Source organism: Ruegeria sp. AM4 (assembly GCF_056540665.1).
The window spans coordinates 14,303-34,742 of record NZ_JBQFXD010000001.1 but is presented as its reverse complement, the minus strand read 5'-3'; the positions used below and the strand labels follow the sequence as shown (position 1 = coordinate 34,742).

Here is a 20,440-nt window from a genome sequence, read left to right as displayed (position 1 = left end):
ACAATGCACACTCCGCCGCTGCCGCTGACCCGCGATCTGGTTCTGATCGGTGGGGGGCACACGCACGCTCTGGTTCTGCGTAAATGGGGGATGAACCCATTGCCGGGTGCACGGGTGACGGTCATCAACCCCGGTCCGACTGCGCCCTATTCCGGGATGCTGCCAGGATATGTTGCCGGGCATTATCAACGACCCGAGCTGGATATCGACCTGATCAAACTTGCGCGCTTTGCCGGTGCCCGCGTTCTGCTTGGCGCGGTTCAGGGTATCGACACGGATGCCCGTGAGGTTCACGTTCCCGGATATCCGCCTGTGTCGTTCGATGTCGCCTCGGTCAACGTGGGGATAACGTCGGACATGCCTGCCCTGCCCGGGTTTTCCGAACACGCGGTATCCGCCAAACCGCTCGGCGCATTTGCCGCCAGATGGGGTGCGTATCTGGCCGGTGAAGGCCCCGCTGCGGTCGCAGTCATTGGTGGCGGTGTCGCCGGAGTCGAGTTGGCGATGGCCATGGCCCACGCCCTGCGCGCAAAGGGGCGCAAGTCCCAAATCACATTGATCGATAGCGCAGAGATCCTGACCACACTGGTGCCCAAAGCGGCGGCTACCATTCGCAATGCCATGCGGCAGCTAGGTGTAGATGTAGTCGAACATGCCACGATCACCCGCATTTCAGCGGACAGCGTCAGGCTCTCTGATGGTGGCGAAATCTCGGCTGATTTTGTGACCGGTGCCGCCGGAGCGCGGCCTTATGATTGGATCGCAAATACGGGTTTGGCGCTCGAGGATGGCTACATCCGCGTGAATGGGCATCTGCAATCCAGTGATCCGGTGATTTTCGCCGCCGGAGATTGCGCGCACCTGACCGAAAACCCACGCCCAAAGGCGGGTGTCTACGCGGTCCGCGAAGCCCCCGTTCTGTTCGACAACCTGCGCGCGGCGCTGGGCGCTGGACGCATGCGGCGCTATGTGCCGCAAAAGGACTACCTGAAACTGATCTCGCTGGGCGGTAAATCCGCCCTGGCCGAACGATTGGGCACGTCGTTCAGCGGACGGATGATGTGGGCCTGGAAGAATCGAATTGACCAGAGCTTCATGGACAAGTTTCGCGACCTGCCACAGATGAAGAGCCCCGCGCTGCCCAAAGAACACGCCGCTGGTCTGGCCAAGGCTTTGGGACAAAAGCCCATGTGCGGGGGCTGCGGTGCCAAGGTCGGGCGCGGCGCCTTGCAAGATGCGCTGAGCAACTTGCCCCTACCCGAACGAAACGACATCACCCCCCTGCCTGGCGACGACGCGGCGCTACTGACGACCGGGGGGGTACGGCAAGTGATGACCTCGGATCACCTGCGCAGCGTTACGACGAATCCGGTCCTAATGACACGGATCGCAGCCGTTCATGCGCTGGGTGATATCTGGGCGATGGGGGCAAGGCCGCAGGCGGCCACTGCCACGGTCATTCTGCCCAGACTGTCGCCCGAATTGCAGCGGCGCACGATGTCCGAAATCATGACCGCCGCCAGTCAGGTGATGCGGCAGGCCGGGGCCGAGATTGTCGGCGGGCACAGTTCCATGGGCGACGAGATGACGATCGGCTTTACCCTGACCGGCCTGTGTGAAAGCGACCCGATCACCCTGTCCGGCGGACGCCCGGGCGATGTGCTGATCCTGACCAAACCGCTGGGCAGTGGCATCCTGATGGCCGCCGAGATGGCTGGTCAGGCCGACGGGGCCTGGGTGGCCCGAGCCTATCAGCAAATGATCCAACCGCAGGGCGAAGCTTCTCGCATCTTGGCCAAAGCCCATGCGATGACCGATGTGACCGGGTTTGGCTTGGCCGGGCATTTGCAAGGCATTTGCGCCGCGTCAGAGTGCGGGGCAACCCTGGATCCTGACGCCATACCGTTGATGGCTGGCGCGTTGGAACTGAGCCTGCGAGGAGTGCGTTCGACAATTTTCGACGACAACCGTCAGCTTTGCCCGGAATTGCCTGGCGGAGGCACGACGGATCTGCTTTTCGACCCGCAAACCGCTGGTGGGTTATTGGCTGCGGTCGACCCTGACGACGCCCCCAAGTTGCTGACGAAATTGCAAGATGCCGGTTACCCGGCGGCAATCATTGGCCAACTGACCGCCTCGAAGGGCCTACGGCTTCAAAGCTGAGCCAACAGTTTCTCGATCCGCATCGCGGCATCTGCAACGCCTTCGCGATCCAAAGCAGAGGCTGTGACCTGCGCCACCACCTCGGCCCCTTGGGCGCGCTGGGATTTGGTATAGGCGGGATCGTAGTGCTGCTCCATCAGGGCACGGGTCAGGGCCGGTTTGTCGTTCGCATCAATCAGCGCCAACCATTCGTCGACGACCACGTGCCCACGATGAAAGCGCAACGGCGAAAGACGGTCACGTAGCCGGTCCCGATCCGAGAGTATGTCGTCATAGGCGTCGACCAGATAGGTCGCCCGCGCTTCAATCGGTGCTGAAACCTGAATGCGCGGGGCGGCACACATCGCCGTCCAGAGGCTTGGCGGCAGAATCAGACTGCCGATTTTGGACGATTCAGCCTCAACGACGACCGGGATGGCAGGATCGAGCTTGCACAAAGCCCCGGAGACAGCGGATTCAAACGCCTTTTGGCTGGGTTGTCCACCCGGTCTTTCGCCCAGCAGTGACCCCCGGTGATTGGCCAGCCCTTCCAGATCCAAAACCTGAACACCACGCGCCTGCAATTGCATCAGGATCTCGGTCTTGGCGGTCCCGGTATAGCCGTCCAGCGCCACCAGACGGTGCGGCAGCGGGTCGTCATACAGATAAATCTTCACCAGACGCCGATAAGTGCGATACCCGCCATCGACCACTTCGGCCCGCCAGCCGATCTGCTGCAACATCCATGTGAATGAACCCGACCGCTGCCCGCCCCGCCAGCAATAGACCAAAGGCTTCCACCCCCCTTCGTGGTGGCTGAGGTGCTGTTCAATGTGATTAGCCGCGTTGCGAAACACCAGCGCCGCGCCAAGCTTGCGCGCCAGAAATGGGCTTTGCTGCGCGTAAATGGTGCCCACCTCAGCGCGCTCTTCATTGCTCAGAACCGGCAGGTTGATAGCCCCAGGCAGGTGATCTTCGGCGAACTCTGCCGGGCTGCGCACATCGATGATCGTATCGAACCCATGGGCGTAAAGCTGCGGCAGGTTTGAGAATTTCAGGGCCATGGTCACCCTCTACCGTGCAGAGGTTTGAAATGAAAGCAGATGTCAGAGCGATGCGTCGGGCAGGATCAGTTCGGGACCCTTGGCACGGTTGGAGTTGACAGCGCGCCCGACCCGGTGAAATTCAAGCACGTCCTCGCCCCCCGGCTGCATCAGCGTCGCTGCACCCTTGCCGGTTTCGCCCAACCACAGGGGCCAATCAGAAGGTTCCAGAATCAACGGCATCCGGTGGTGGATTGTCCCGAGTGTCTGGTTCGCGGCTGTCGTGACGATAGCGCAGGTGCCCTGGCGTGCCGCCTCAGGTCCCCAATCCTGCCAGATACCGGCAAAGGCGATGGCCGCCCCATCGCGACGTTGGATGTACCACGGCAATCGCTGACCATCTTCGGTCTTTGTCCATTCGTAAAAACCGGTCGCCGCGATCAGGCAGCGCCGCTGTCGGCAGGCCGCGCGAAAGGCGGGCTTTTCGGCCAGAGTTTCGGCCCGCGCATTGATCAGCAACGGTCCGTCCGTTTCGGATTTGTACCAATGCGGCAGGAACCCCCAACGCAAGGCATCGAGCGTTCGTCCACCCTCGGCCGCACGCACCACGTGAACCTGATTGGTCGGGCAAACATTATAGTTCGGAACCTCTGGCAAATTGTTCGCTGGCCGCGCCGCAAATAGCTGCGCCATCGCGTCATTTGGAAGAGTATTCGCGATCCGTCCGCACATAGCGCTCAGCTTTCCTCATTCATCGATGTCGGGCGCTGCTTTCGTCGCCCCTTTCCCGAAGCACTGCCACAAACGCTTGCGAGCCCGCCCTAAATGAAAAGGGCCGCCCGTTGCGGGCGACCCGTTCTGGTGTTTCGAAGCGAGTTACTTCTGCTTGATCCGCCCATCCAGATACGGCTGGTAAGGTGCGTTTTCAGCCAAGTATTCGGCGGTGACATCAGCAAGATCGGGGCCAAAGTCATAGGCGTTCTTGTCGTCGCCTTCGAACATCTTGTATCCATCGCCGCCGTTGCGAACGTAGTTGTTGGTGACAACCAGATACGTGGCTGCAGGGTCGATCGGTTCGAAGCCGCCGTCCTTGGCAACAAGAACCTCAACAATGCGACCTTCATTCGGCGCGACCGACGGATCCCAGGTAAAGGTCATACCCGCGACCTGCGGAAAGCGACCTTTGACCTCTTCCACCTGGCTGACGCCATTTTCCAACGCGTCGATGACGCCTTGGCCGCTGATCTCGAAGGTCGACAGCGTGTTCTGGAACGGCAAAACGGTCAAAACTTCGCCCATGGTCACCTCGCCCGGATCAATCGAGGCGCGCAGCCCGCCCGAGTTGGCAATAGCCAGTTGCGCGCCCTGATCCGCGACCCGTGCCAGCATGGCGTCGGCCACCAGGTTGCCCATCTCGCATTCCTGAACGCGACAGATCGAGCGGTCACCTTCGATCGCAGCAGCAGAATTCGCCACCACGCGTTTCTTCATCTCTTCGATCGGCGCACCCATTTCGGCGACACGCGCGGCAATATCTGCGTTTGGCGTAACCGAAGCATCCAGAAGGATCGGCTCACCCTCGGCCGAGATCAGGTTGCCGTCGTCGTCAAAGGTCAGAGTGACCTCGCCCAGATACTTGGAATAGGCGTACGCCTGCACCACCGGTACGTCGCCAACCATTGTGGGATAGGCACCTGCGGCACCCTCCTGCGTGTTGGACAACAGGGTGTGCGAATGGCCGCCAATCACCAGATCGAGACCTGGCACCTGTTCTGCGATTTCCAGGTCCTTGGGCAGCCCGACATGGGTCAGCGCGATAATGATGTTCACGCCTTCGTCCTGCAATGCGGCGACATCGGCTTTCAGGGCTTCGATCTCATCCTGAAAAACGACATCTTTGCCGGGGCTGGATGTATCCACGGTATCTGTGGCCAGTGCCGACACGATGCCGACCTTCTGGCCGCCCACCTCAAGCACAACGTGATTCTGAACCTTGTCCTTCAATTCCTTGGACGAGGACAGATCAAGGTTACCCGAGATTACCGGAAAGCTGACCGCATCGATAAAGCTTGCAAGCCCTTCGGGACCGTCGTCGAACTCGTGGTTGCCCACGGCCATGACGTCATAGCCGATCGCCTCCATGAACTCGGCCTCGGCGGCACCTTTGTAGGTGGTATAAAACAGCGACCCCTGGAACGGATCACCCGCATCCAGCAACAGCACGTTTTCGTCAGCCAACTCACCGCGTTTGGTATCGACCATGGTCTTGATCCGCGCGACACCGCCAAAGCACTTGCCTTCGGCCTCACCTTCGGCGTCACAGGTTGAATCGTACTTGTTGATGGATTCGATACGGCTGTGAATATCGTTGGTGTGAAGGATCGTCAGCTTGAAGTCGGCCGCTGCCATGCCTGCTGTCAGGCCAAGCGCAGCAACGGACGCCAATAAACGCGTGAACATGATGAAATCTCCCTGTGTTGTCTTTGGATGGGATCGTGCGCCGCGAATGGCGAAGAGTCAAAGGGGTAAATCCGTCTTGATTCCCCCCTTGGGCCAAGGCATGACGTGCCCATGCTGATCTACAAGATTTTCCGAGCCGCCGAGTGGGCCACCCTACAGGCAGACGGCGCATCCGACGGGGCGCCGATCGACGTGACCGACGGGTTTGTTCACTTCTCGACTGCGCAGCAAGCTGCCGAAACAGCGGCCAAGCATTTTGCCGGTGTCCGGGACCTGACCCTGTGCGCCTGCGATGCCGACGCCATGGGGGACGACCTGAAATGGGAGGTCTCACGCGGTGGCGCACTGTTTCCGCATCTATACCGCCAGATTCGGCTGTCGGATGTGGTCTGGTCGCGCCCTCTGCCCTTTGACGGCCATCAGCACGCCTTTCCCGAGGAGATGGAATGAGCATCTTCATCGATCCCGAGCGCGATCAGTTCGAGGCGTTCAAATCGCTGGACCGCGATCATCCGATCGAAATGTTGAACCTGGTGCGCTTTCGGGCCGCCGCCAGCTATCCGTCCGGGCACGAACTGGCCGAGGCCGCGCTGACCGGAGAGCAGGCCTACCGCCGCTACGGTGATGAGACCGCGCCCATCCTTGCGCGCCTTGGGGCATCAATCTTGTGGCGCGGCACGTTTCAGGTCGGTCTGATCGGCCCCTCGGACGAGGTCTGGGACGCGATGTTCATAGCCCGCTATCCTACCGCTCATGCGTTTCTGGAAATGGTGACGGACCCGGTCTACCGAAAGGCGGTCGTACATCGTCAGGCCGCTGTTGAAACCTCGCGCCTGATCCGCTGTGCGCCTAGTCAAAGTGGGGCATCTTTCGGATGAAACTGACCGAGAAACTGGGCTTGGCCGCCCTGCACAAACTGGACCCGGAAACCGCACACGGGGTGTCGATCAAGGCGCTGAAGGCGGGGCTGGCCCCGCTGAGCGGGCCAGTGACGTCGCCACGGCTGAAAACCCGTGTCGCCGGGCTCGACCTGCCCAACCCTGTCGGGCTTGCCGCCGGGTTTGACAAGAATGGCGAGGTGATGGGCCCTCTGTCGCGCGCGGGGTTCGGCTTTATCGAAGTCGGTGCGGTCACACCGCGCCCGCAGCCGGGCAATCCCAAGCCACGCCTGTTTCGCCTGACCGAAGACGCCGCTGCCATCAACCGCTTTGGTTTCAACAACGAAGGGATGGAGGTCATGGCGCAGCGTCTGGCCAACCGCCCGAAAGACGCGGTGATCGGCTTGAACCTTGGCGCCAACAAGGACAGCGACGACCGGCCCGGAGACTTTGCCAGAGTGCTTGCCCATTGCGCCTCGCATCTTGATTTCGCGACGGTGAATGTATCCTCACCAAACACCGAAAAGCTGCGGGACCTGCAGGGCAAAGCAGCGCTTGGGGCTTTGCTTGGCGGTGTGATCGAGACGCGCGATGCATTGGCGCGTCCGATTCCGATCTTTCTGAAAATAGCGCCCGACCTGACCGAACCCGAGTTGCAGGACATCGCCGACATCGCGCGTGAAACCGGTGTCGACGCGGTGATCGCAACCAACACAACCCTGTCGCGCGACGGGTTGCGCAGCAACCACAAGGAGCAGGCGGGCGGGTTGTCCGGCGCGCCGCTGTTTGACCGGTCCACGCGCGTTCTGGCCCGCCTCAGCCAGTTGACCGAAGGTCAGATCCCGCTGATCGGTGTTGGTGGCGTCAGCTCGGCGCACCAGGCTTATGACAAGATTTGCGCCGGAGCGTCGGCAGTGCAGTTCTATACAGCGATGGTTTATGGCGGGTTGTCGCTGGCTGCAAAGATCGCCCGAGGGTTGGACGATTTGCTGGTGAGAGACGGGCATGAAACCGTGGCTCAGGCCGTGGGCAGTAAACGAGAGGACTGGCTATGATCGAATATTGGCACAATCCGCGGTGTTCCAAATCCCGCGCCGGGCTCGCCCTGCTTGAGGAAAAAGGCGCAGAGATGCGCGTCAGAAAGTACCTGGAGGACGCTCCATCCGAGGGCGAATTGCAGGCGGTTCTCGCCAAGCTTGGCCTGACGGCGTTTCAGATGATGCGGACCGGAGAGAAACGGTTCAAGGAACTTGGCCTGAGCAAGACCGCACCGGATGCAGAGCTGATCCGGGCGATGGCCCAAAACCCGATCCTGATCGAACGCCCCTTGGCGATCTCGGAAAGCGCGGCCGCCATCGGACGCCCGCCAGAAGACCTGTTGAAACTGCTCTAGCTGATCTGCGCTTCAAGCCGGCGGTAGCGCCAGCCCAGCGTCGCACCACGAGCGATGTTCAATACCATCAGCGCCAGCCACAATCCGTGATTTCCATACAAGGGAACCAGCACCAGCAGCGTGACAACATAGATGGCGACGGACTGAATCATCGCGTTGCGCATCTCTCGTGTCCAGGTGGCCCCGATATAGATGCCGTCGAACATCCAACTGGCGACGCCGATAACAGGTGCCAACGCGGCCCAGACAAGGTATTCGCGACCGGCCGCCCGAACTTCGGGCGACGTCGCCATAAGGTCGATCAGTGCGGGACCGGCAAGAAAGAAGAAGAGCCCGAGTAAGACGGCACCACCGACGCCCCATTGCGACGAGATAATGGCGGCGCGCCGAACCCGCCCGCGATCCGCAGCCCCAACAGCACCGCCCACCAACGCTTCGGCGGAAAAGGCAAAACCGTCTAACGCAAAGGCGGTGATTTCAAGGAACTGTAACAGCACCTGATTGGCTGCCAGATTGACGTCACCCAGATCGGCGCCGACAAACAGAAATGTCGTAAACGCCCCGGTCAGCAGCACCGACCGCACCATGATGTCGCCGTTGACCTGCATCATGCGGCGCAAGCGCGTTGCATCGAAGATGCGAGGCCAGTCCCGCCACTGGTTGCCGCCGAATGCATCGCGACACAGCCAAAGCCCCAGCGCCAGCCCGGTCCATTCGGCGATCAAAGTTGCAATTGCCACCCCTTCGACGCCCCAACCAAGGCCAAGCACAAACCACAGGTCCAGCAGGATGTTCAGCCCGTTCATCCAGATCTGCAGGACAAACACGCCGCGCGTCCGCTCAACCGCGATCAGCCATCCGGTGATGGCATATAGCGCAATCGTAGCTGGCGCTCCCCAGATGCGGATCTGTAGGTAACTGCGCGTCAAAGACTCGACTTCGGCGCTGGCGGGAGACAGGGCAAACGCGCCCAAGAAAACCCAGACTTGAGCGAGGATAAAAAACAGCCCCGCCGCACCGCCCAGCAACAGGCCGCGCATCAACAGGGCGCCGGTCTCAGCCCAGTCCCCTGCCCCGCGCGCCTGTGCGGCCAGGCCGGTCGTACCCATCCGCAGAAAGCCGAAAATCCAGTAGATCGTGGCCAGAATGACCGCGCCCATACCGACAGCCCCAATAGGTGCCGCCTGCCCCATTTGACCAACCACACCTGTGTCTACCGCACCAAGGATCGGCACCGTAGCATTCGACAGCACAATCGGCGCGGCGATCTTTAGCACCCGGCGATGGGTGATGGGCGCAGAGGCGTCCTCGGCCATCAGGTTTTGGGATCTTGCGGCATCAGGAAGTGGCCCGTGCCTTGCGCAAACAGCTTGGCGTGATTGTCCTGCCAGGCCTCGACCCGGACCGAGGCATAGCGCCGTCCGGACCGGTTGATAAAGGCACGAGCATAGGCATCTCGCGGTAGCCCCGAGCGTAGATAGTCAACGGTGAAGTCGATCGTCTTGGGAAAGCGGATGCTCTCATCCGTCAGAATACCTGCGGCGTCGATCTCACCCGATTCGATCTTTGGAAACATGCTTTCCCAGCTCAGCGTGATCACTGCAGTCACTTCGAGAAAGGCTGCTGTCACGCCACCATGGATTGCAGGCAGAAACGGGTTCCCGATCAGCTTTTCGTCAAAATTCAGCACTCCGGTCAATTCGTCACCGCGCCGGTCGAAGCCGATGTTGAGAAACTGGATAAAAGGCACACCCTCGACCAGCGCCTTAAGCGCGGCATCGCGACGCTGCTTGACCACCTGCATGGGTTCGGGACGGGGACGCGCCATTCAGCGACCCTCCACAGTAAATGCGCCCGAGGCGGTGGCAACGGGCCGGTCGGTGTCGTCGTCGGTCGCGGTCGCGCGAACGAATGCCACGTTGCGGGTGATGTGATAGCAGGTTGCCTGAGTTCGGATGTTCTGGCCGGGTGTGGCCGCACGCATGTAGTCAATGCGCAGGTCGATCGTTGCTGTTCCCCCCGGGGCGGCGGGATGGCTCATGACCGCAGCACCGCAGCAGGTATCCAGCATGGCGGAAAGAGCACCACCATGGATCACCCCGGTTCTGGGGTCACCGATCAATTGCCGGTTGTAGGGCATCGAGATCTCGGCCTCGCCCGCTCCGATATGGGTCAGGCGCAGCCCCAGCGCCCGCGCGTGTGGGATCGCCTCGATGAATTGGCGGGCTAGCTCAGTCTTGTCGACCATGGTTTTGGGTCCTGTTCACTGTCTGCCCCTTTATGAGCCGGTGCCAAAGCAAAGGGCAAGCCCGACTGTTGCGCTTGCCGCCACGACGCCCTAGGTTGCAGGCAAGGAGACCGGGAATGTCCGACAAACGTTTGTCATTCAAAGAGATGTGCGCCGAGTTCGATGTGACCCCACGCACATTGCGTTACTACGAGTATATCGAGTTGCTGCAACCGGATCGCGAAGGGCGGTCACGCTTCTATGGTTCGCGCGAGCGGGCGCGGATGACTTTGATCATGCGCGGTCGGAAATTCGGGTTTCAGCTGGAAGAGATACGCCAGTGGCTTTTGATCTACGAAGATCAGGGCAACCAGGCGCAGATGGCCACCTTTGTGGAAATGGCGGATCGCCAGATGGAAGAACTGCGCAATCAACGGCAGCAGTTGGACGAAGCAATGGATGCCCTGCAGCAATTGCGCGACCAAACGGCCAAGTCGCTGGGCTGACCCTGCCGCGTTCTCAACGCCGGTGATCTGAGCCTGCCACCCAACAGATTCTCGATGACGTAGCGGCAACAAAATTACCAGAACACGGATTTACGCGTACGGAAGTTACGTCAACTTTGTTGTGACGTAGCGTTCGCATTACGTAAACGTCATCTACGTGTTGTAACAGACCCATCAACTGCGCAAATCATGCTCAAGACGCCAGTGATGAGAGTTTGAACAATGACCGAAGATCTGATGACCATCCGCGAAATGTGCGAGACATACGATGTCACGCCGCGCACCTTGCGGTTTTACGAGGCCAAAGAACTTTTGTTTCCGATCCGTGAGGGCCAGAAGCGGCTGTTTACCAAAAGCGACCGCGCACGCCTGAAACTGATCCTGCGCGGCAAGCGCTTTGGGTTCAGCCTCGAAGAAATCCGACAACTGCTGGACCTCTACCACGTGGGCGACCAGCAATTGACGCAGATTTCGCGCACCTATGAAATCGCGTGCGAACGTCTGGAAGACATGGAGGCGCGCCGTGAAGAACTGACGCAAGCCATCGACGACCTGAAAGAGCAGCTGCGCTGGGGCGAAAAAGTCATCGCCTCGATGAAAAACGAAAAGAAGGCGGCCGAATAACCTCGCCCTGCCCTCCGGACATATGAATTAAGGGAGCTTCACATGCCCGTCTACAACGCGCCAACCAAAGACACGCAGTTCATCCTGCACAACGTTCTGAATGTCTCGCAGTGGGATATTCCCGGCTATGACGAACTGGAAGCCGAGTTTACCGGCGCGGTTCTGGAAGAGGCCGGCAAGGTTGCCAGCAATGTCCTGCACCCGCTGAACGTTGTGGGCGATACTGAAGGCTGCCGGTTGGAAAACGGGATTGTGTACACCCCAACCGGGTTCAAAGATGCCTTCGAGCAGATGAAGGAAGGCGGCTGGACGGGCCTCGACATGCCGGAAGAGTATGGCGGCCAGAACATGCCTTATGTCATGGGTACTGCGGTGGGCGAGATGTTCTCAGGCGCGAACCAGGCGTTTGTGATGTATCAGGGCCTGACCCATGGCGCGGCCTCGGCCATTCTGGCGCACGGCACCGACGAGCAGAAGAACACCTACCTGCCCAACATGGTCAGCTGCGAATGGACCGGCACCATGAACCTGACTGAACCGCATTGCGGCACCGACCTGGGTCTGATGCGCACAAAGGCAGAGCCGCAGGGCGACGGCAGCTACAAGATATCCGGCCAGAAGATATTTATCTCGGCGGGTGATCACGACATGGCGGACAACATCATCCATCTGGTGCTGGCCAAAATCCCCGGTGGCCCCGAGGGCATCAAGGGCGTGTCTCTGTTCATCGTGCCCAAGTTCATCGTGAACGAAGACGGCACCCCGGGCGAACGCAACGGTGTCTCGGTCGGCAAGATCGAAGAGAAAATGGGCATCCACGGCAACTCAACCTGCGTCATGAACTATGACGAGGCAACCGGCTGGCTGCTGGGTGAGGAACACAAGGGCATGCGCGCGATGTTCACCATGATGAACGAGGCGCGTCTGGGTGTCGGCATGCAGGGCCTGTCGCAGGCAGAGGCCGCGTATCAGAATGCTTTGGAATACGCCAAGGACCGCCTGCAGGGACGGGATGTGACTGGTGTCAAAAACCCAGACGGCCCGGCCGATCCGCTGATCGTGCATCCCGATATCCGCCGCAGCCTGATGGACCAGAAAAGCTTCACCGAAGGCGCGCGCGCTTTCATCCTGTGGGGCGCGACCATGATCGACAAAGCGCACCGCTCGGGTGACAAGGATGCGGACGGGCTGATCTCGCTGTTGACGCCGGTCATCAAGGGCTTTCTGACCGACGAAGGCTACGACATGACCGTTCAAGCCCAGCAGGTTTATGGCGGCCACGGCTACATCGAAGAATGGGGCATGTCGCAATACACCCGCGACGCCCGCATCGCGATGATCTACGAAGGCGCAAACGGCGTGCAAGCGCTGGATCTGGTGGGCCGGAAACTGGCGCAAGATGGTGGCAAGCACGTCATGGCGTTCTTCGAGATGGTCAAAACCTTCTGCAAAGAAAACGGCGGCAAGGACGAAGCCTATGACAAGGCTTTCATCGAACCGTTGAAAGCAGCGTCCAAGGACCTGCAGGCCGCCGGGATGTACTTCATGCAGGAAGGCATGAAGAACCCGAACAACGCGCTGTCCGGGTCCTATGATTTCATGCACATGTTCGGCCACGTTTGCCTTGGCCTGATGTGGGCGCAGATGGCCAAAGCGGCGCAAGACGCGCTGGACGGCGGAGCCTCGGACAAAGAATTCTACGAGACCAAGATCAATACCGGCCGATTCTACATGGCTCGCCGCCTGCCAGCGACCGCCATGCATCTGGCCCGCATCCAGACTGGCGCGGACACAGTCATGGCTCTGGACGCAGCAAACTTCTGATCCCAGTGTGGGCTCGGGCCTCACGGCCCGCGCCCACCGTAGAGGAGACACAATGCCAAAACGCTTTCGCCTGACACGCCGCTTTCCCGTCGCCATGACAGAAGACGGCTATCGCAAACTCCGCAGCTTTTCTCGAGAGGCGGGCTTGGATGAAGGTGAGGCGCTGTCCTTTCTGTTCGAAAACTTCAACAGCGTGATCGACGAGGAGAACCTGATCCACCGCCTGCGCATCTTCAATTCCGAGCTCGCGGCCCGCAAGCGGTGAAAACTTTCATCAGATCAACCGGCATCGCAAGCTTTGAGGGTAGATGCCTCCGGCGGGAGTATTTTTAAAAAGATGAAGAGGCGATGCGCCCCTGCCACCGGGCGCGCTCGCCATCAGGACAGGGACGTCTTCACCTTTTACGGTCATCGGCTCTCCAGCCTGTACCGCAGGGATACAAAAGCAAAGGACCTTTAATGGAAGGTTACGAAGCCAGCTTCATCTTTTCAAAAATACTCAATTTCGACATGACCACACACGCCACGGGAGGGGCGTTCGTATGACCATCAAACTTCACTGCTTCGGCGAAAGTGGAAACAGCTACAAAGCCGCGCTGGCCCTTGAAATGTCGGGGCTGGAGTGGGAACCGGTTTTTGTCGATTTTTTCAATGGCGCAACACGCACACCTGAATATCGCGCCGAGGTGAATGAGATGGGCGAAGCCCCCGTCATGATTGACGGCGACTTTCGCACCAGCCAGTCGGGTGCGATCCAAGCCTACGTGACTGAGAAATCCGGCAAGTTTGGCGGCAAGGATCGTGACGAAAACTACGAGATTCTGCGCTGGGTTCTGTGGGATAACCACAAGCTGAGCTCAATGGCCGGGCTGACCCGCTTTTTGATAAATTTCCTGCCTGAAAAGCACCGGAACCCGGACGTCATTGCCTTTAACCAAGGCCGCTTGAAAGCAGCGTATCAGACACTGAACGCACATCTTGAAGGCCGCGACTGGATCGTCGGCGATGGCGTAACAAACGCTGATATCAGTTGCTGCAGCTACCTCTACTATCCCGAACCATTCGGCTTTGACCGCGCCGATTGGCCCGATATCGACAGCTGGCTGACGCGCCTCAGCGAACAGCCCGGCTGGAAACACCCCTATGACCTGATGCCCGGCAACCCGTCGGATCGAGCTTGAGGAGAAGACCCATGACCGAAGCCTATATCTATGACGCGCTGCGCACGCCGCGCGGCAAGGGCCGCAAGGATGGCAGCCTGCACGAAGTAACCTCGGTGCGCCTGTCCGCCCTGACCCTGAACGCAATGAAAGAGCGCAACAACCTCGAAGGACACGCTGTAGAAGACGTGATTTGGGGCAACGTCACGCAGGTGATGGAGCAAGGCGGCTGTCTCGCGCGCTCGGCCGTTTTGGCCTCGGACCTGGATCAGTCGATCCCCGGTCTGGCAATCAACCGTTTCTGCGCCTCTGGTATGGAAGCCGTCAACTTGGCCGCCAACCAGGTCAAAGGCGGCGCGGGTGAGGCTTACATCGCCGGTGGCGTTGAAATGATGGGCCGCGTGGCCATGGGCAGCGATGGTGCCGCAATTGCCGTTGATCCCTCGCTGGCGATGGATACTTATTTCGTTCCGCAGGGCATCTCGGCCGACATCATTGCGACCGAGTATGGGTTCAGCCGCGACGACGCCGACGCGCTGGCGGTCGAATCGCAGCGACGCGCAGCGGAAGCATGGGCCGACAATCGTTTCGAAAAATCGGTCATCACGGTTAAAGACCAGAACGGCCTGACCATTCTGGACCGCGACGAATACATGCGCCCCGGCACAGACATGCAGAGCCTCGGCGCGCTGAACCCGTCTTTCCAGATGATGGGCGAGCAGATGCCCGGTTTCGACAAGGTTGCGATGCTGAAATACCCCCATCTTGAGCGCGTGAACCATATCCACCACGCCGGCAACAGTTCGGGCATCGTGGACGGTGCGGCAGCTGTGCTGATCGGCAACAAGGAATTCGGTGAGAAGTACGGCCTCAAGCCGCGCGCGCGCATCAAGGCAACCGCCAAGATCGGCACTGACCCGACCATTATGCTGACCGGCCCGGTTCCGGTGACCGAAAAAATTCTGGCCGACAACGGCATGAAGATCGGCGATCTGGACCTGTTTGAAGTCAACGAGGCCTTCGCCTCGGTCGTGCTGCGGTTCCAGCAGGCTTTTGATGTTGATCCCGAACTGGTCAACGTCAATGGCGGCTCGATCGCGATGGGCCACCCGCTGGGGGCAACCGGCGCTATGATCATCGGCACATTGCTGGACGAGTTGGAGAGACAAGACAAGGAAACCGGTCTTGCCACACTCTGCATCGCGTCCGGTATGGGTGCGGCAACCATTATCGAGCGTGTCTGATGCCTAAGATCGATCTTTCCAAAATTCCGTTTCGGAATGGTTCGGGCTATCCCGGAAAACTGGCAAAAGCAGGCGACGACCGTTACGTCCAACCCTTGGGGGATGCAAACGGACTGACGCAATTTGGCGTCAACATCGTTCGGCTGGAGCCGGGCGGCCTGTCCTCGCTGCGCCACTACCATATGGAGCAGGACGAGTTTGCCATCATGCTCAGCGGCCAATGCACGCTGATCGACGATGATGGCGAGCATGAAATGCTGCCGGGCGACTGCGCCGCATGGCCAGCCGGTGAGGCCAACGGCCATCACCTTGTGAACAAGACCGATGCGCCCGCGAGTTTTCTGGTGGTGGGCACGCGGACCCCGACCGAGACCGGCTATTACAGCGACTTAGACATGATGGTGAAGTTTGATGCCGACGGCTTTCGCTTTACCCGCAAGGACGGCAGCCCGCTGACGGCTGACCAGATTGGAGATGACAATGACTGACTTCACTCTGAGCAAAGACGCAGACGGCGTCGCCACGATCACCTGGGACGTTCCGGGCAAAACCATGAACGTGATGTCCTTTGACGGGCTGGCTGAGCTAAGTGACTGCATTGATCAGGCTCTGGCTGATGATGAGGTCAAAGGGATCGTGATCACATCGGGCAAGGAAGGGTCCTTTGCCGGTGGCATGGACCTGAACCTGTTGGCGGTGATGAAGGAAGAGGCTGGCGACAATCCTGCCAAAGGCCTGTTCGAGGGCATCATGCAGATGCATGCGCTGCTGCGGAAGATCGAACTGGCGGGCATGGACCCCAAGACCAAGAAGGGCGGCAAGCCGATTGCCACCGTCCTGCCGGGCACCGCCGCAGGCATCGGCATGGAACTGCCCCTGTCCACCCACCGTATCTTCGCCGCCGAAAACCCCAAGGCCAAATACGGCCTGCCCGAGATCATGGTCGGTATCTTCCCCGGAGCAGGCGGCACCACGCGTATGGTCCGCAAAGTTGGCGCGATTGCGGCGGCTCCGCTGTTGCTGGAAGGCAAGATGCTGGACGTCAAGAAAGCCAAAGGCGCGGGTTACATCGACGAGATCGCGGCCGATCCGGTTGCCGCTGCCAAGGAATGGGTGCTGAACGCAAAAGACACCGATCTGGTCAAGCCGTGGGACGCCAAAGGCTACAAGATGCCCGGTGGTGCGCCTTATCATCCTGCGGGCTTCATGAACTTCGTCGGGGCTTCGGCGATGGTGAACGGCAAGACGCAAGGCGCATTCCCGGCAGCCAAGGCTCTGTTAAGCGCGGTCTACGAAGGCGCTCTGGTCGATTTCGACACCGCGCTGAAGATCGAGGCACGCTGGTTCACCTCTGTCCTGATGAACCCGTCCTCGGGTGCCATGATCCGTTCGTTGTTCCTGAACAAAGAAGCGTTGGAAAAAGGCGCGGTGCGCCCTGCTGGTGTTCCCGATCAGTCGGTCAAGAAGATCGGAGTTCTGGGCGCAGGCATGATGGGTGCTGGTATCGCGCTGGTGTCGGCCCAGGCCGGTATGGAAGTGGTTCTGGTCGACCGCGATCAGGAGGCCGCGGACAAAGGCAAAGCTTATACCGAGACCTATCTGGACAAGGGTATGAAGCGCGGCAAAGTCACGGCTGAGAAGAAAGAGGCCATGCTGGCCCGCATCTCCGCGACACCCGATCTGGACAACCTCAAAGGCTGTGATCTGATCATCGAGGCCGTGTTCGAGGATGTGGGCGTCAAGGCCGAGTTGACCCAAAAGGTCGAGGCGATCATCCCCGAGGATTGCATCTTTGCCTCGAACACCTCGACCCTGCCGATCACCGATCTGGCCAAGGCCTCGGTGCGGGCGGATCAGTTCATTGGCATCCACTTCTTCTCACCGGTCGAAAAGATGTTCCTGGTCGAGATCATCAAGGGCAAGGAAACCGGGGATCGTGCGGTCGCCAAGGCGCTGGACTATGTCCGCCAAATCCGCAAGACGCCGATCGTGGTCAACGATGCACGGTTCTTCTACGCCAACCGCTGCATCATCCCCTACATCAACGAAGGTGCGCGCATGATCACCGAGGGCGTCAGCCCCGTCCTGATTGACAATGCCGCGCGTCAGTTGGGCTTCCCTGTCGGACCAATCCAGCTGACCGACGAAACCTCGATTGATCTGGGTGCAAAGATCGCGCGAGCCACCAAGGCGGCGATGGGTGACGCCTATCCGGAAAGCCCATCTGACGATCTGATCTTCTGGATGGAAGAACAGGGCCGTCTGGGTCGTAAGGCCAACGCCGGCTTCTTCGACTATGACGAAAAGGGCAAACGCACCGAATACTGGAAAGGCTTGCAGGAAAAATACCCGCTGGCCGAAGATCAGCCCGACCTGATCGAGGTTCAGGAACGCCTGATGTTCGCTCAGGTTCTCGAAGCAATCCGCGCACTGGAAGAGGGTGTGCTGGAAGATATCCGCGAAGGCGACGTCGGTGCCATCCTCGGCTGGGGCTTTGCGCCGTGGTCCGGTGGCCCGCTTAGCTGGCTGGACATTATCGGTTCGCCATACGCGGCCGAGCGGTGTGACCAGTTGACCGAGGCTTATGGCGAACGGTTCACCTGCCCGCCGCTGTTGCGCGAGATGGCCGAAAAAGGCCAGAGCTTTTACGGTCGTTTCGACCCCGAGGCCAAAGCGGCCTGACAAAAAGCGGCAGGCGCATGCCCCCATGCGCCTGCCCGTCTTCCCCCACCTAGTTGATACCTATGGCTGATGTCGGATCATCATCCATTCGGGCCGCAGAAACAGGGTCGGCATTGCCGGCCGTCCAGGCCGTCCCGGACGCCGCTGGCCCTTTGCCGGTCTCGCTGGCAAGATCGGCTTGTCCGGAACCAACGCGGGCATGGCGCCAAGCGGATTGGCAAGTGCAGAGACGTCTGTCATGTCTGCGATCTTTTCGACCCAGTCCGCCGCATCCCCATCACCGAGGATTCGATAGCGGCTGTGACCAGGCGTGGCCGACCAGCCGGCACGACCACCAGGGCAAAAGGCTTGCAAGCCGCCTTCGACAAAGATCACTTCGTCCTGATCGAAAAACAGCGAACTGACCCCAAGCGGTCCGCTTGGCGCACGTGACCTAAGCCGCCCCGCCCCGCCCAACAGCCGCGCTGGCATGACCGAACGCCCTCGGACAGTTGGATCAAGCTTGCTGTTGTCCAGCGCGATGCCCTGGTTCGGCATCAACCAGATCGCGCGTCCGTTCAGCGACATATGCGCCGGTACCTGCACAGGCAAGACATTTGGCCTGCTCTCGTCCTCACGTATCGTGATCAGATCCGCCGAGATCCTTCGGACCTTTTTGAACCCGTTATCCAGCGTGCGGACAAGATCGCCGACCACAATACGCTCGACCGGTTTCCAGCCACTTGGCGTTGCAATCCTGGTACCATGCACGAACCCACCCTGTCGCGCCGCTGATCCATATGCCCCCACCTGAGGCTGAACATGGTCAGACTGATCTGAGAACCCCGAAACACTCACTACTTTCAACACGTGCCGAACCCCCTTTGGCACCAAACAAAAACAAATTAGTGCTAGCACGGAAGCCGACCCGGGGACTTAGTTTTGACACATTTAGGTCTAATTCGAACCAAATTCAGGCACTTCAGCGCCCAAAGTCAGAACAACAAAAGGTTTTCCATTTGCATTGGAGCCATTGTGGAAACTTTGACGGCCCACAGGGGATTCTTAACAAGTGATTCTGCTGCGGCCCGTTTCGTCCCGCCTTTATCCCGGGCACGGACCGCCAACGCTCAGGTCTGCGAGAAACCATTTCCGAGGCTCAAGCTGGGCAAAGATTGTGGCCAGCCCCGTCTCAACACGTTTGCACGGCCGGTTTTCAACATGCTAGGATTAAAAAAAATACTACCGAGCAGCATTACCTTATGACCGCACTGAAACAGTATCAGCGGATCGAAGCCACCGGTCTGTGGCGTCCCTCGCCCGAAGAACAGCGACGCGAGGTCGTCGTGTCGATCGGCGAGGCGACCTTGACCATCTCGGATTTCAACGACCGGGCCCTGACTCATTGGTCGCTGGCGGCGTTGGTTCGGCAGAATCCGGGCGATTTTCCTGCGGTATTCAATCCGGATGGTGACCCAGATGAAACGCTGGAACTGGCAAAGTCCGAGGCCACGATGCTTGAAGCGATCGACCGTCTGCAACGGGCCATAGACCGGTCCCGCCCGCATCCCGGTCGACTGCGTTGGGCTTCGGTTGCGGGCGTTGTGCTGGCGGTTCTGGCTGTATTGTTGCTGTGGTTGCCCGGCGCGCTGCAAAGCCATGTCGTCTCAGTCGTGCCCGAGATCAAGCGGCAGGAGATCGGCGCCGCCATTCTGGAGCGGATCGAGAGGGTCTCGGGGCAAGCCTGCACCTCGCGCGACACAAAGGCACCGCTGGAGCGTCTGGCGCGCCGGACCGGCGTACGCCAGATCGTCATCCTGCCGGCTGGCGTCCCCGACAGCCTGACCTTGCCGGGCGGGGCTGTTTTGCTGAACAGGGCGCTGGTCGAAGATCACGAAGACCCCGCGGTTGCTGCCGGATACGTGGTTGCGGCGCGTGCGCGAGCGCAGGTGCAAGACCCGCTTGACGATCTGCTTGACCGCACCGGGCCAACCGCCGCATTCCGCCTGCTGACAACGGGCGGGCTGACGCCGGATATCATCGACAGCTATACCGAACAGGTTCTGTCCGGGCCGCACGCTGAGATTTCGGATGACGATCTGCTGTCCGTTTTTGCTCAGGCCGCCCTGCCCTCGACACCCTACGCCTATGCCCGCGACATCACCGGGGAAACCGTACTGGGCCTGATCGAAGCGGACCCGATGGCAGGTCGCACATTGGAACAGGTGCTGCCGGACCGCGATTGGGTCCAGCTACAAAATATCTGCGGGCAGTAAGG

Annotated in this window: 21 protein-coding genes; 14 read left to right on the top strand and 7 right to left on the bottom strand. The window is 60.0% G+C overall.

Translation table 11 applies throughout. From position 1 onward, the window contains the following. Positions 1-3 precede the first annotated feature (3 nt). The gene (gene selD, locus ACR0JA_RS00170) at positions 4-2,163 is read left to right on the top strand and encodes a selenide, water dikinase SelD (RefSeq protein ID WP_480568248.1); all 2,160 of its coding nucleotides are present in this window, start codon (positions 4-6) and stop codon (positions 2,161-2,163) included. Here the strand turns inward: selD and mnmH are convergent. From mnmH to ACR0JA_RS00155, 3 genes are all read right to left on the bottom strand, one after another. Then, a complete protein-coding gene (gene mnmH / locus ACR0JA_RS00165) occupies positions 2,154-3,206 on the bottom strand; it encodes a tRNA 2-selenouridine(34) synthase MnmH (protein WP_480568245.1) in 1,053 nt (350 codons plus the stop codon). The two genes, selD and mnmH, sit on opposite strands and share 10 nt — an antisense overlap. Positions 3,207-3,248: 42 nt before the next feature. Then, a complete protein-coding gene (locus tag ACR0JA_RS00160) occupies positions 3,249-3,917 on the bottom strand; it encodes an SOS response-associated peptidase (protein ID WP_480568242.1) in 669 nt (222 codons plus the stop codon). 144 nt (positions 3,918-4,061) lie between these two features. Continuing rightward, positions 4,062-5,645 (bottom strand): bifunctional metallophosphatase/5'-nucleotidase, encoded by a 1,584-nt coding sequence (locus ACR0JA_RS00155; RefSeq protein WP_480568239.1) that lies wholly within the window; start codon positions 5,643-5,645, stop codon positions 4,062-4,064. A gap of 111 nt (positions 5,646-5,756) precedes the next feature. Here ACR0JA_RS00155 and ACR0JA_RS00150 point away from each other — a divergent pair, with 111 nt between their 5' ends. Genes ACR0JA_RS00150 through arsC form a run of 4 tightly spaced genes read left to right on the top strand, consistent with a single transcriptional unit; the run spans position 5,757 to position 7,916 of the window. Further along, a complete protein-coding gene (locus tag ACR0JA_RS00150; protein WP_480568236.1) occupies positions 5,757-6,095 on the top strand; it encodes a DUF952 domain-containing protein in 339 nt (112 codons plus the stop codon). Further along, positions 6,092-6,523: a DUF1330 domain-containing protein gene (locus ACR0JA_RS00145; protein ID WP_480568234.1), complete on the top strand. Its 432-nt coding sequence runs from the start codon at positions 6,092-6,094 to the stop codon at positions 6,521-6,523. Before ACR0JA_RS00150 ends, ACR0JA_RS00145 begins: the two co-directional genes overlap by 4 nt. Then, positions 6,520-7,578: a quinone-dependent dihydroorotate dehydrogenase gene (locus ACR0JA_RS00140; protein WP_480568231.1), complete on the top strand. Its 1,059-nt coding sequence runs from the start codon at positions 6,520-6,522 to the stop codon at positions 7,576-7,578. Before ACR0JA_RS00145 ends, ACR0JA_RS00140 begins: the two co-directional genes overlap by 4 nt. Beyond that, positions 7,575-7,916 (top strand): arsenate reductase (glutaredoxin), encoded by a 342-nt coding sequence (gene arsC / locus ACR0JA_RS00135; RefSeq protein ID WP_480568227.1) that lies wholly within the window; start codon positions 7,575-7,577, stop codon positions 7,914-7,916. The genes ACR0JA_RS00140 and arsC overlap by 4 nt, the downstream gene beginning before the upstream one ends. Here arsC and ACR0JA_RS00130 read toward each other — a convergent pair. The 3 genes from ACR0JA_RS00130 to ACR0JA_RS00120 are packed head-to-tail and all read right to left on the bottom strand — an operon-like array spanning position 7,913 to position 10,164. Continuing rightward, positions 7,913-9,232: an MATE family efflux transporter gene (locus ACR0JA_RS00130; RefSeq protein WP_480568224.1), complete on the bottom strand. Its 1,320-nt coding sequence runs from the start codon at positions 9,230-9,232 to the stop codon at positions 7,913-7,915. The two genes, arsC and ACR0JA_RS00130, sit on opposite strands and share 4 nt — an antisense overlap. Beyond that, positions 9,232-9,744 carry a PaaI family thioesterase gene (locus tag ACR0JA_RS00125; protein ID WP_480568221.1) on the bottom strand — a complete coding sequence of 171 codons (513 nt, stop codon included), beginning with the start codon at positions 9,742-9,744 and terminating at the stop codon, positions 9,232-9,234. The genes ACR0JA_RS00130 and ACR0JA_RS00125 overlap by 1 nt, the downstream gene beginning before the upstream one ends. Continuing rightward, on the bottom strand, positions 9,745-10,164 hold the full coding sequence (locus tag ACR0JA_RS00120) for a PaaI family thioesterase (protein WP_480568218.1): 420 nt from the start codon (positions 10,162-10,164) through the stop codon (positions 9,745-9,747). It abuts the gene before it with no gap. A gap of 116 nt (positions 10,165-10,280) precedes the next feature. On the opposite strand from ACR0JA_RS00120, the gene ACR0JA_RS00115 reads away from it, so the two are divergent. The 8 genes from ACR0JA_RS00115 (at position 10,281) to ACR0JA_RS00080 (ending at position 18,183) form a co-directional block, all read left to right on the top strand. Continuing rightward, positions 10,281-10,649 carry a MerR family transcriptional regulator gene (locus tag ACR0JA_RS00115; RefSeq protein WP_480568215.1) on the top strand — a complete coding sequence of 123 codons (369 nt, stop codon included), beginning with the start codon at positions 10,281-10,283 and terminating at the stop codon, positions 10,647-10,649. Between the two features lie 222 nt (positions 10,650-10,871). Then, the gene (locus ACR0JA_RS00110; RefSeq protein ID WP_170713493.1) at positions 10,872-11,273 is read left to right on the top strand and encodes a MerR family transcriptional regulator; all 402 of its coding nucleotides are present in this window, start codon (positions 10,872-10,874) and stop codon (positions 11,271-11,273) included. Between the two features lie 42 nt (positions 11,274-11,315). Further along, positions 11,316-13,097 (top strand): acyl-CoA dehydrogenase C-terminal domain-containing protein, encoded by a 1,782-nt coding sequence (locus ACR0JA_RS00105; protein WP_480568211.1) that lies wholly within the window; start codon positions 11,316-11,318, stop codon positions 13,095-13,097. Positions 13,098-13,149: 52 nt separating this feature from the next. After that, positions 13,150-13,362 carry a hypothetical protein gene (locus tag ACR0JA_RS00100; protein ID WP_480568208.1) on the top strand — a complete coding sequence of 71 codons (213 nt, stop codon included), beginning with the start codon at positions 13,150-13,152 and terminating at the stop codon, positions 13,360-13,362. Positions 13,363-13,639: 277 nt separating this feature from the next. Then, the gene (locus ACR0JA_RS00095) at positions 13,640-14,278 is read left to right on the top strand and encodes a glutathione S-transferase family protein (protein WP_480568206.1); all 639 of its coding nucleotides are present in this window, start codon (positions 13,640-13,642) and stop codon (positions 14,276-14,278) included. A gap of 11 nt (positions 14,279-14,289) precedes the next feature. After that, positions 14,290-15,501: an acetyl-CoA C-acetyltransferase gene (locus ACR0JA_RS00090; protein WP_480568203.1), complete on the top strand. Its 1,212-nt coding sequence runs from the start codon at positions 14,290-14,292 to the stop codon at positions 15,499-15,501. Then, positions 15,501-15,989 carry a cupin domain-containing protein gene (locus ACR0JA_RS00085; RefSeq protein ID WP_480568200.1) on the top strand — a complete coding sequence of 163 codons (489 nt, stop codon included), beginning with the start codon at positions 15,501-15,503 and terminating at the stop codon, positions 15,987-15,989. The genes ACR0JA_RS00090 and ACR0JA_RS00085 overlap by 1 nt, the downstream gene beginning before the upstream one ends. Next, positions 15,982-18,183, top strand: a complete 2,202-nt coding sequence (locus tag ACR0JA_RS00080; protein WP_480568197.1) for a 3-hydroxyacyl-CoA dehydrogenase NAD-binding domain-containing protein — start codon at positions 15,982-15,984, stop codon at positions 18,181-18,183. Before ACR0JA_RS00085 ends, ACR0JA_RS00080 begins: the two co-directional genes overlap by 8 nt. A gap of 60 nt (positions 18,184-18,243) precedes the next feature. On the opposite strand, the gene ACR0JA_RS00075 is transcribed toward ACR0JA_RS00080, so the two are convergent. Further along, positions 18,244-19,032, bottom strand: a complete 789-nt coding sequence (locus ACR0JA_RS00075; RefSeq protein WP_480568194.1) for a Hint domain-containing protein — start codon at positions 19,030-19,032, stop codon at positions 18,244-18,246. Between the two features lie 392 nt (positions 19,033-19,424). Here ACR0JA_RS00075 and ACR0JA_RS00070 point away from each other — a divergent pair, with 392 nt between their 5' ends. After that, a complete protein-coding gene (locus tag ACR0JA_RS00070) occupies positions 19,425-20,438 on the top strand; it encodes a hypothetical protein (protein WP_480568191.1) in 1,014 nt (337 codons plus the stop codon). Positions 20,439-20,440: the final 2 nt, after the last annotated feature.

Bases quoted from the DNA above. Each gene is read 5' to 3' on its own strand.
- ACR0JA_RS00110 (WP_170713493.1), top strand. From the start codon at position 10,872: ATGACCGAAGATCTGATGACCATCCGCGAAATGTGCGAGACATACGAT.
- ACR0JA_RS00105 (WP_480568211.1), top strand. From the start codon at position 11,316: ATGCCCGTCTACAACGCGCCAACCAAAGACACGCAGTTCATCCTGCAC.
- selD (WP_480568248.1), top strand. From the start codon at position 4: ATGCACACTCCGCCGCTGCCGCTGACCCGCGATCTGGTTCTGATCGGT.
- ACR0JA_RS00155 (WP_480568239.1), bottom strand. From the start codon at position 5,645: ATGTTCACGCGTTTATTGGCGTCCGTTGCTGCGCTTGGCCTGACAGCA.
- ACR0JA_RS00115 (WP_480568215.1), top strand. From the start codon at position 10,281: ATGTCCGACAAACGTTTGTCATTCAAAGAGATGTGCGCCGAGTTCGAT.
- ACR0JA_RS00130 (WP_480568224.1), bottom strand. From the start codon at position 9,232: ATGGCCGAGGACGCCTCTGCGCCCATCACCCATCGCCGGGTGCTAAAG.
- ACR0JA_RS00080 (WP_480568197.1), top strand. From the start codon at position 15,982: ATGACTGACTTCACTCTGAGCAAAGACGCAGACGGCGTCGCCACGATC.
- ACR0JA_RS00160 (WP_480568242.1), bottom strand. From the start codon at position 3,917: ATGTGCGGACGGATCGCGAATACTCTTCCAAATGACGCGATGGCGCAG.
- ACR0JA_RS00100 (WP_480568208.1), top strand. From the start codon at position 13,150: ATGCCAAAACGCTTTCGCCTGACACGCCGCTTTCCCGTCGCCATGACA.
- ACR0JA_RS00145 (WP_480568234.1), top strand. From the start codon at position 6,092: ATGAGCATCTTCATCGATCCCGAGCGCGATCAGTTCGAGGCGTTCAAA.
- ACR0JA_RS00090 (WP_480568203.1), top strand. From the start codon at position 14,290: ATGACCGAAGCCTATATCTATGACGCGCTGCGCACGCCGCGCGGCAAG.
- ACR0JA_RS00070 (WP_480568191.1), top strand. From the start codon at position 19,425: ATGACCGCACTGAAACAGTATCAGCGGATCGAAGCCACCGGTCTGTGG.
- ACR0JA_RS00095 (WP_480568206.1), top strand. From the start codon at position 13,640: ATGACCATCAAACTTCACTGCTTCGGCGAAAGTGGAAACAGCTACAAA.
- mnmH (WP_480568245.1), bottom strand. From the start codon at position 3,206: ATGGCCCTGAAATTCTCAAACCTGCCGCAGCTTTACGCCCATGGGTTC.
- ACR0JA_RS00120 (WP_480568218.1), bottom strand. From the start codon at position 10,164: ATGGTCGACAAGACTGAGCTAGCCCGCCAATTCATCGAGGCGATCCCA.
- ACR0JA_RS00140 (WP_480568231.1), top strand. From the start codon at position 6,520: ATGAAACTGACCGAGAAACTGGGCTTGGCCGCCCTGCACAAACTGGAC.
- arsC (WP_480568227.1), top strand. From the start codon at position 7,575: ATGATCGAATATTGGCACAATCCGCGGTGTTCCAAATCCCGCGCCGGG.
- ACR0JA_RS00125 (WP_480568221.1), bottom strand. From the start codon at position 9,744: ATGGCGCGTCCCCGTCCCGAACCCATGCAGGTGGTCAAGCAGCGTCGC.
- ACR0JA_RS00085 (WP_480568200.1), top strand. From the start codon at position 15,501: ATGCCTAAGATCGATCTTTCCAAAATTCCGTTTCGGAATGGTTCGGGC.
- ACR0JA_RS00150 (WP_480568236.1), top strand. From the start codon at position 5,757: ATGCTGATCTACAAGATTTTCCGAGCCGCCGAGTGGGCCACCCTACAG.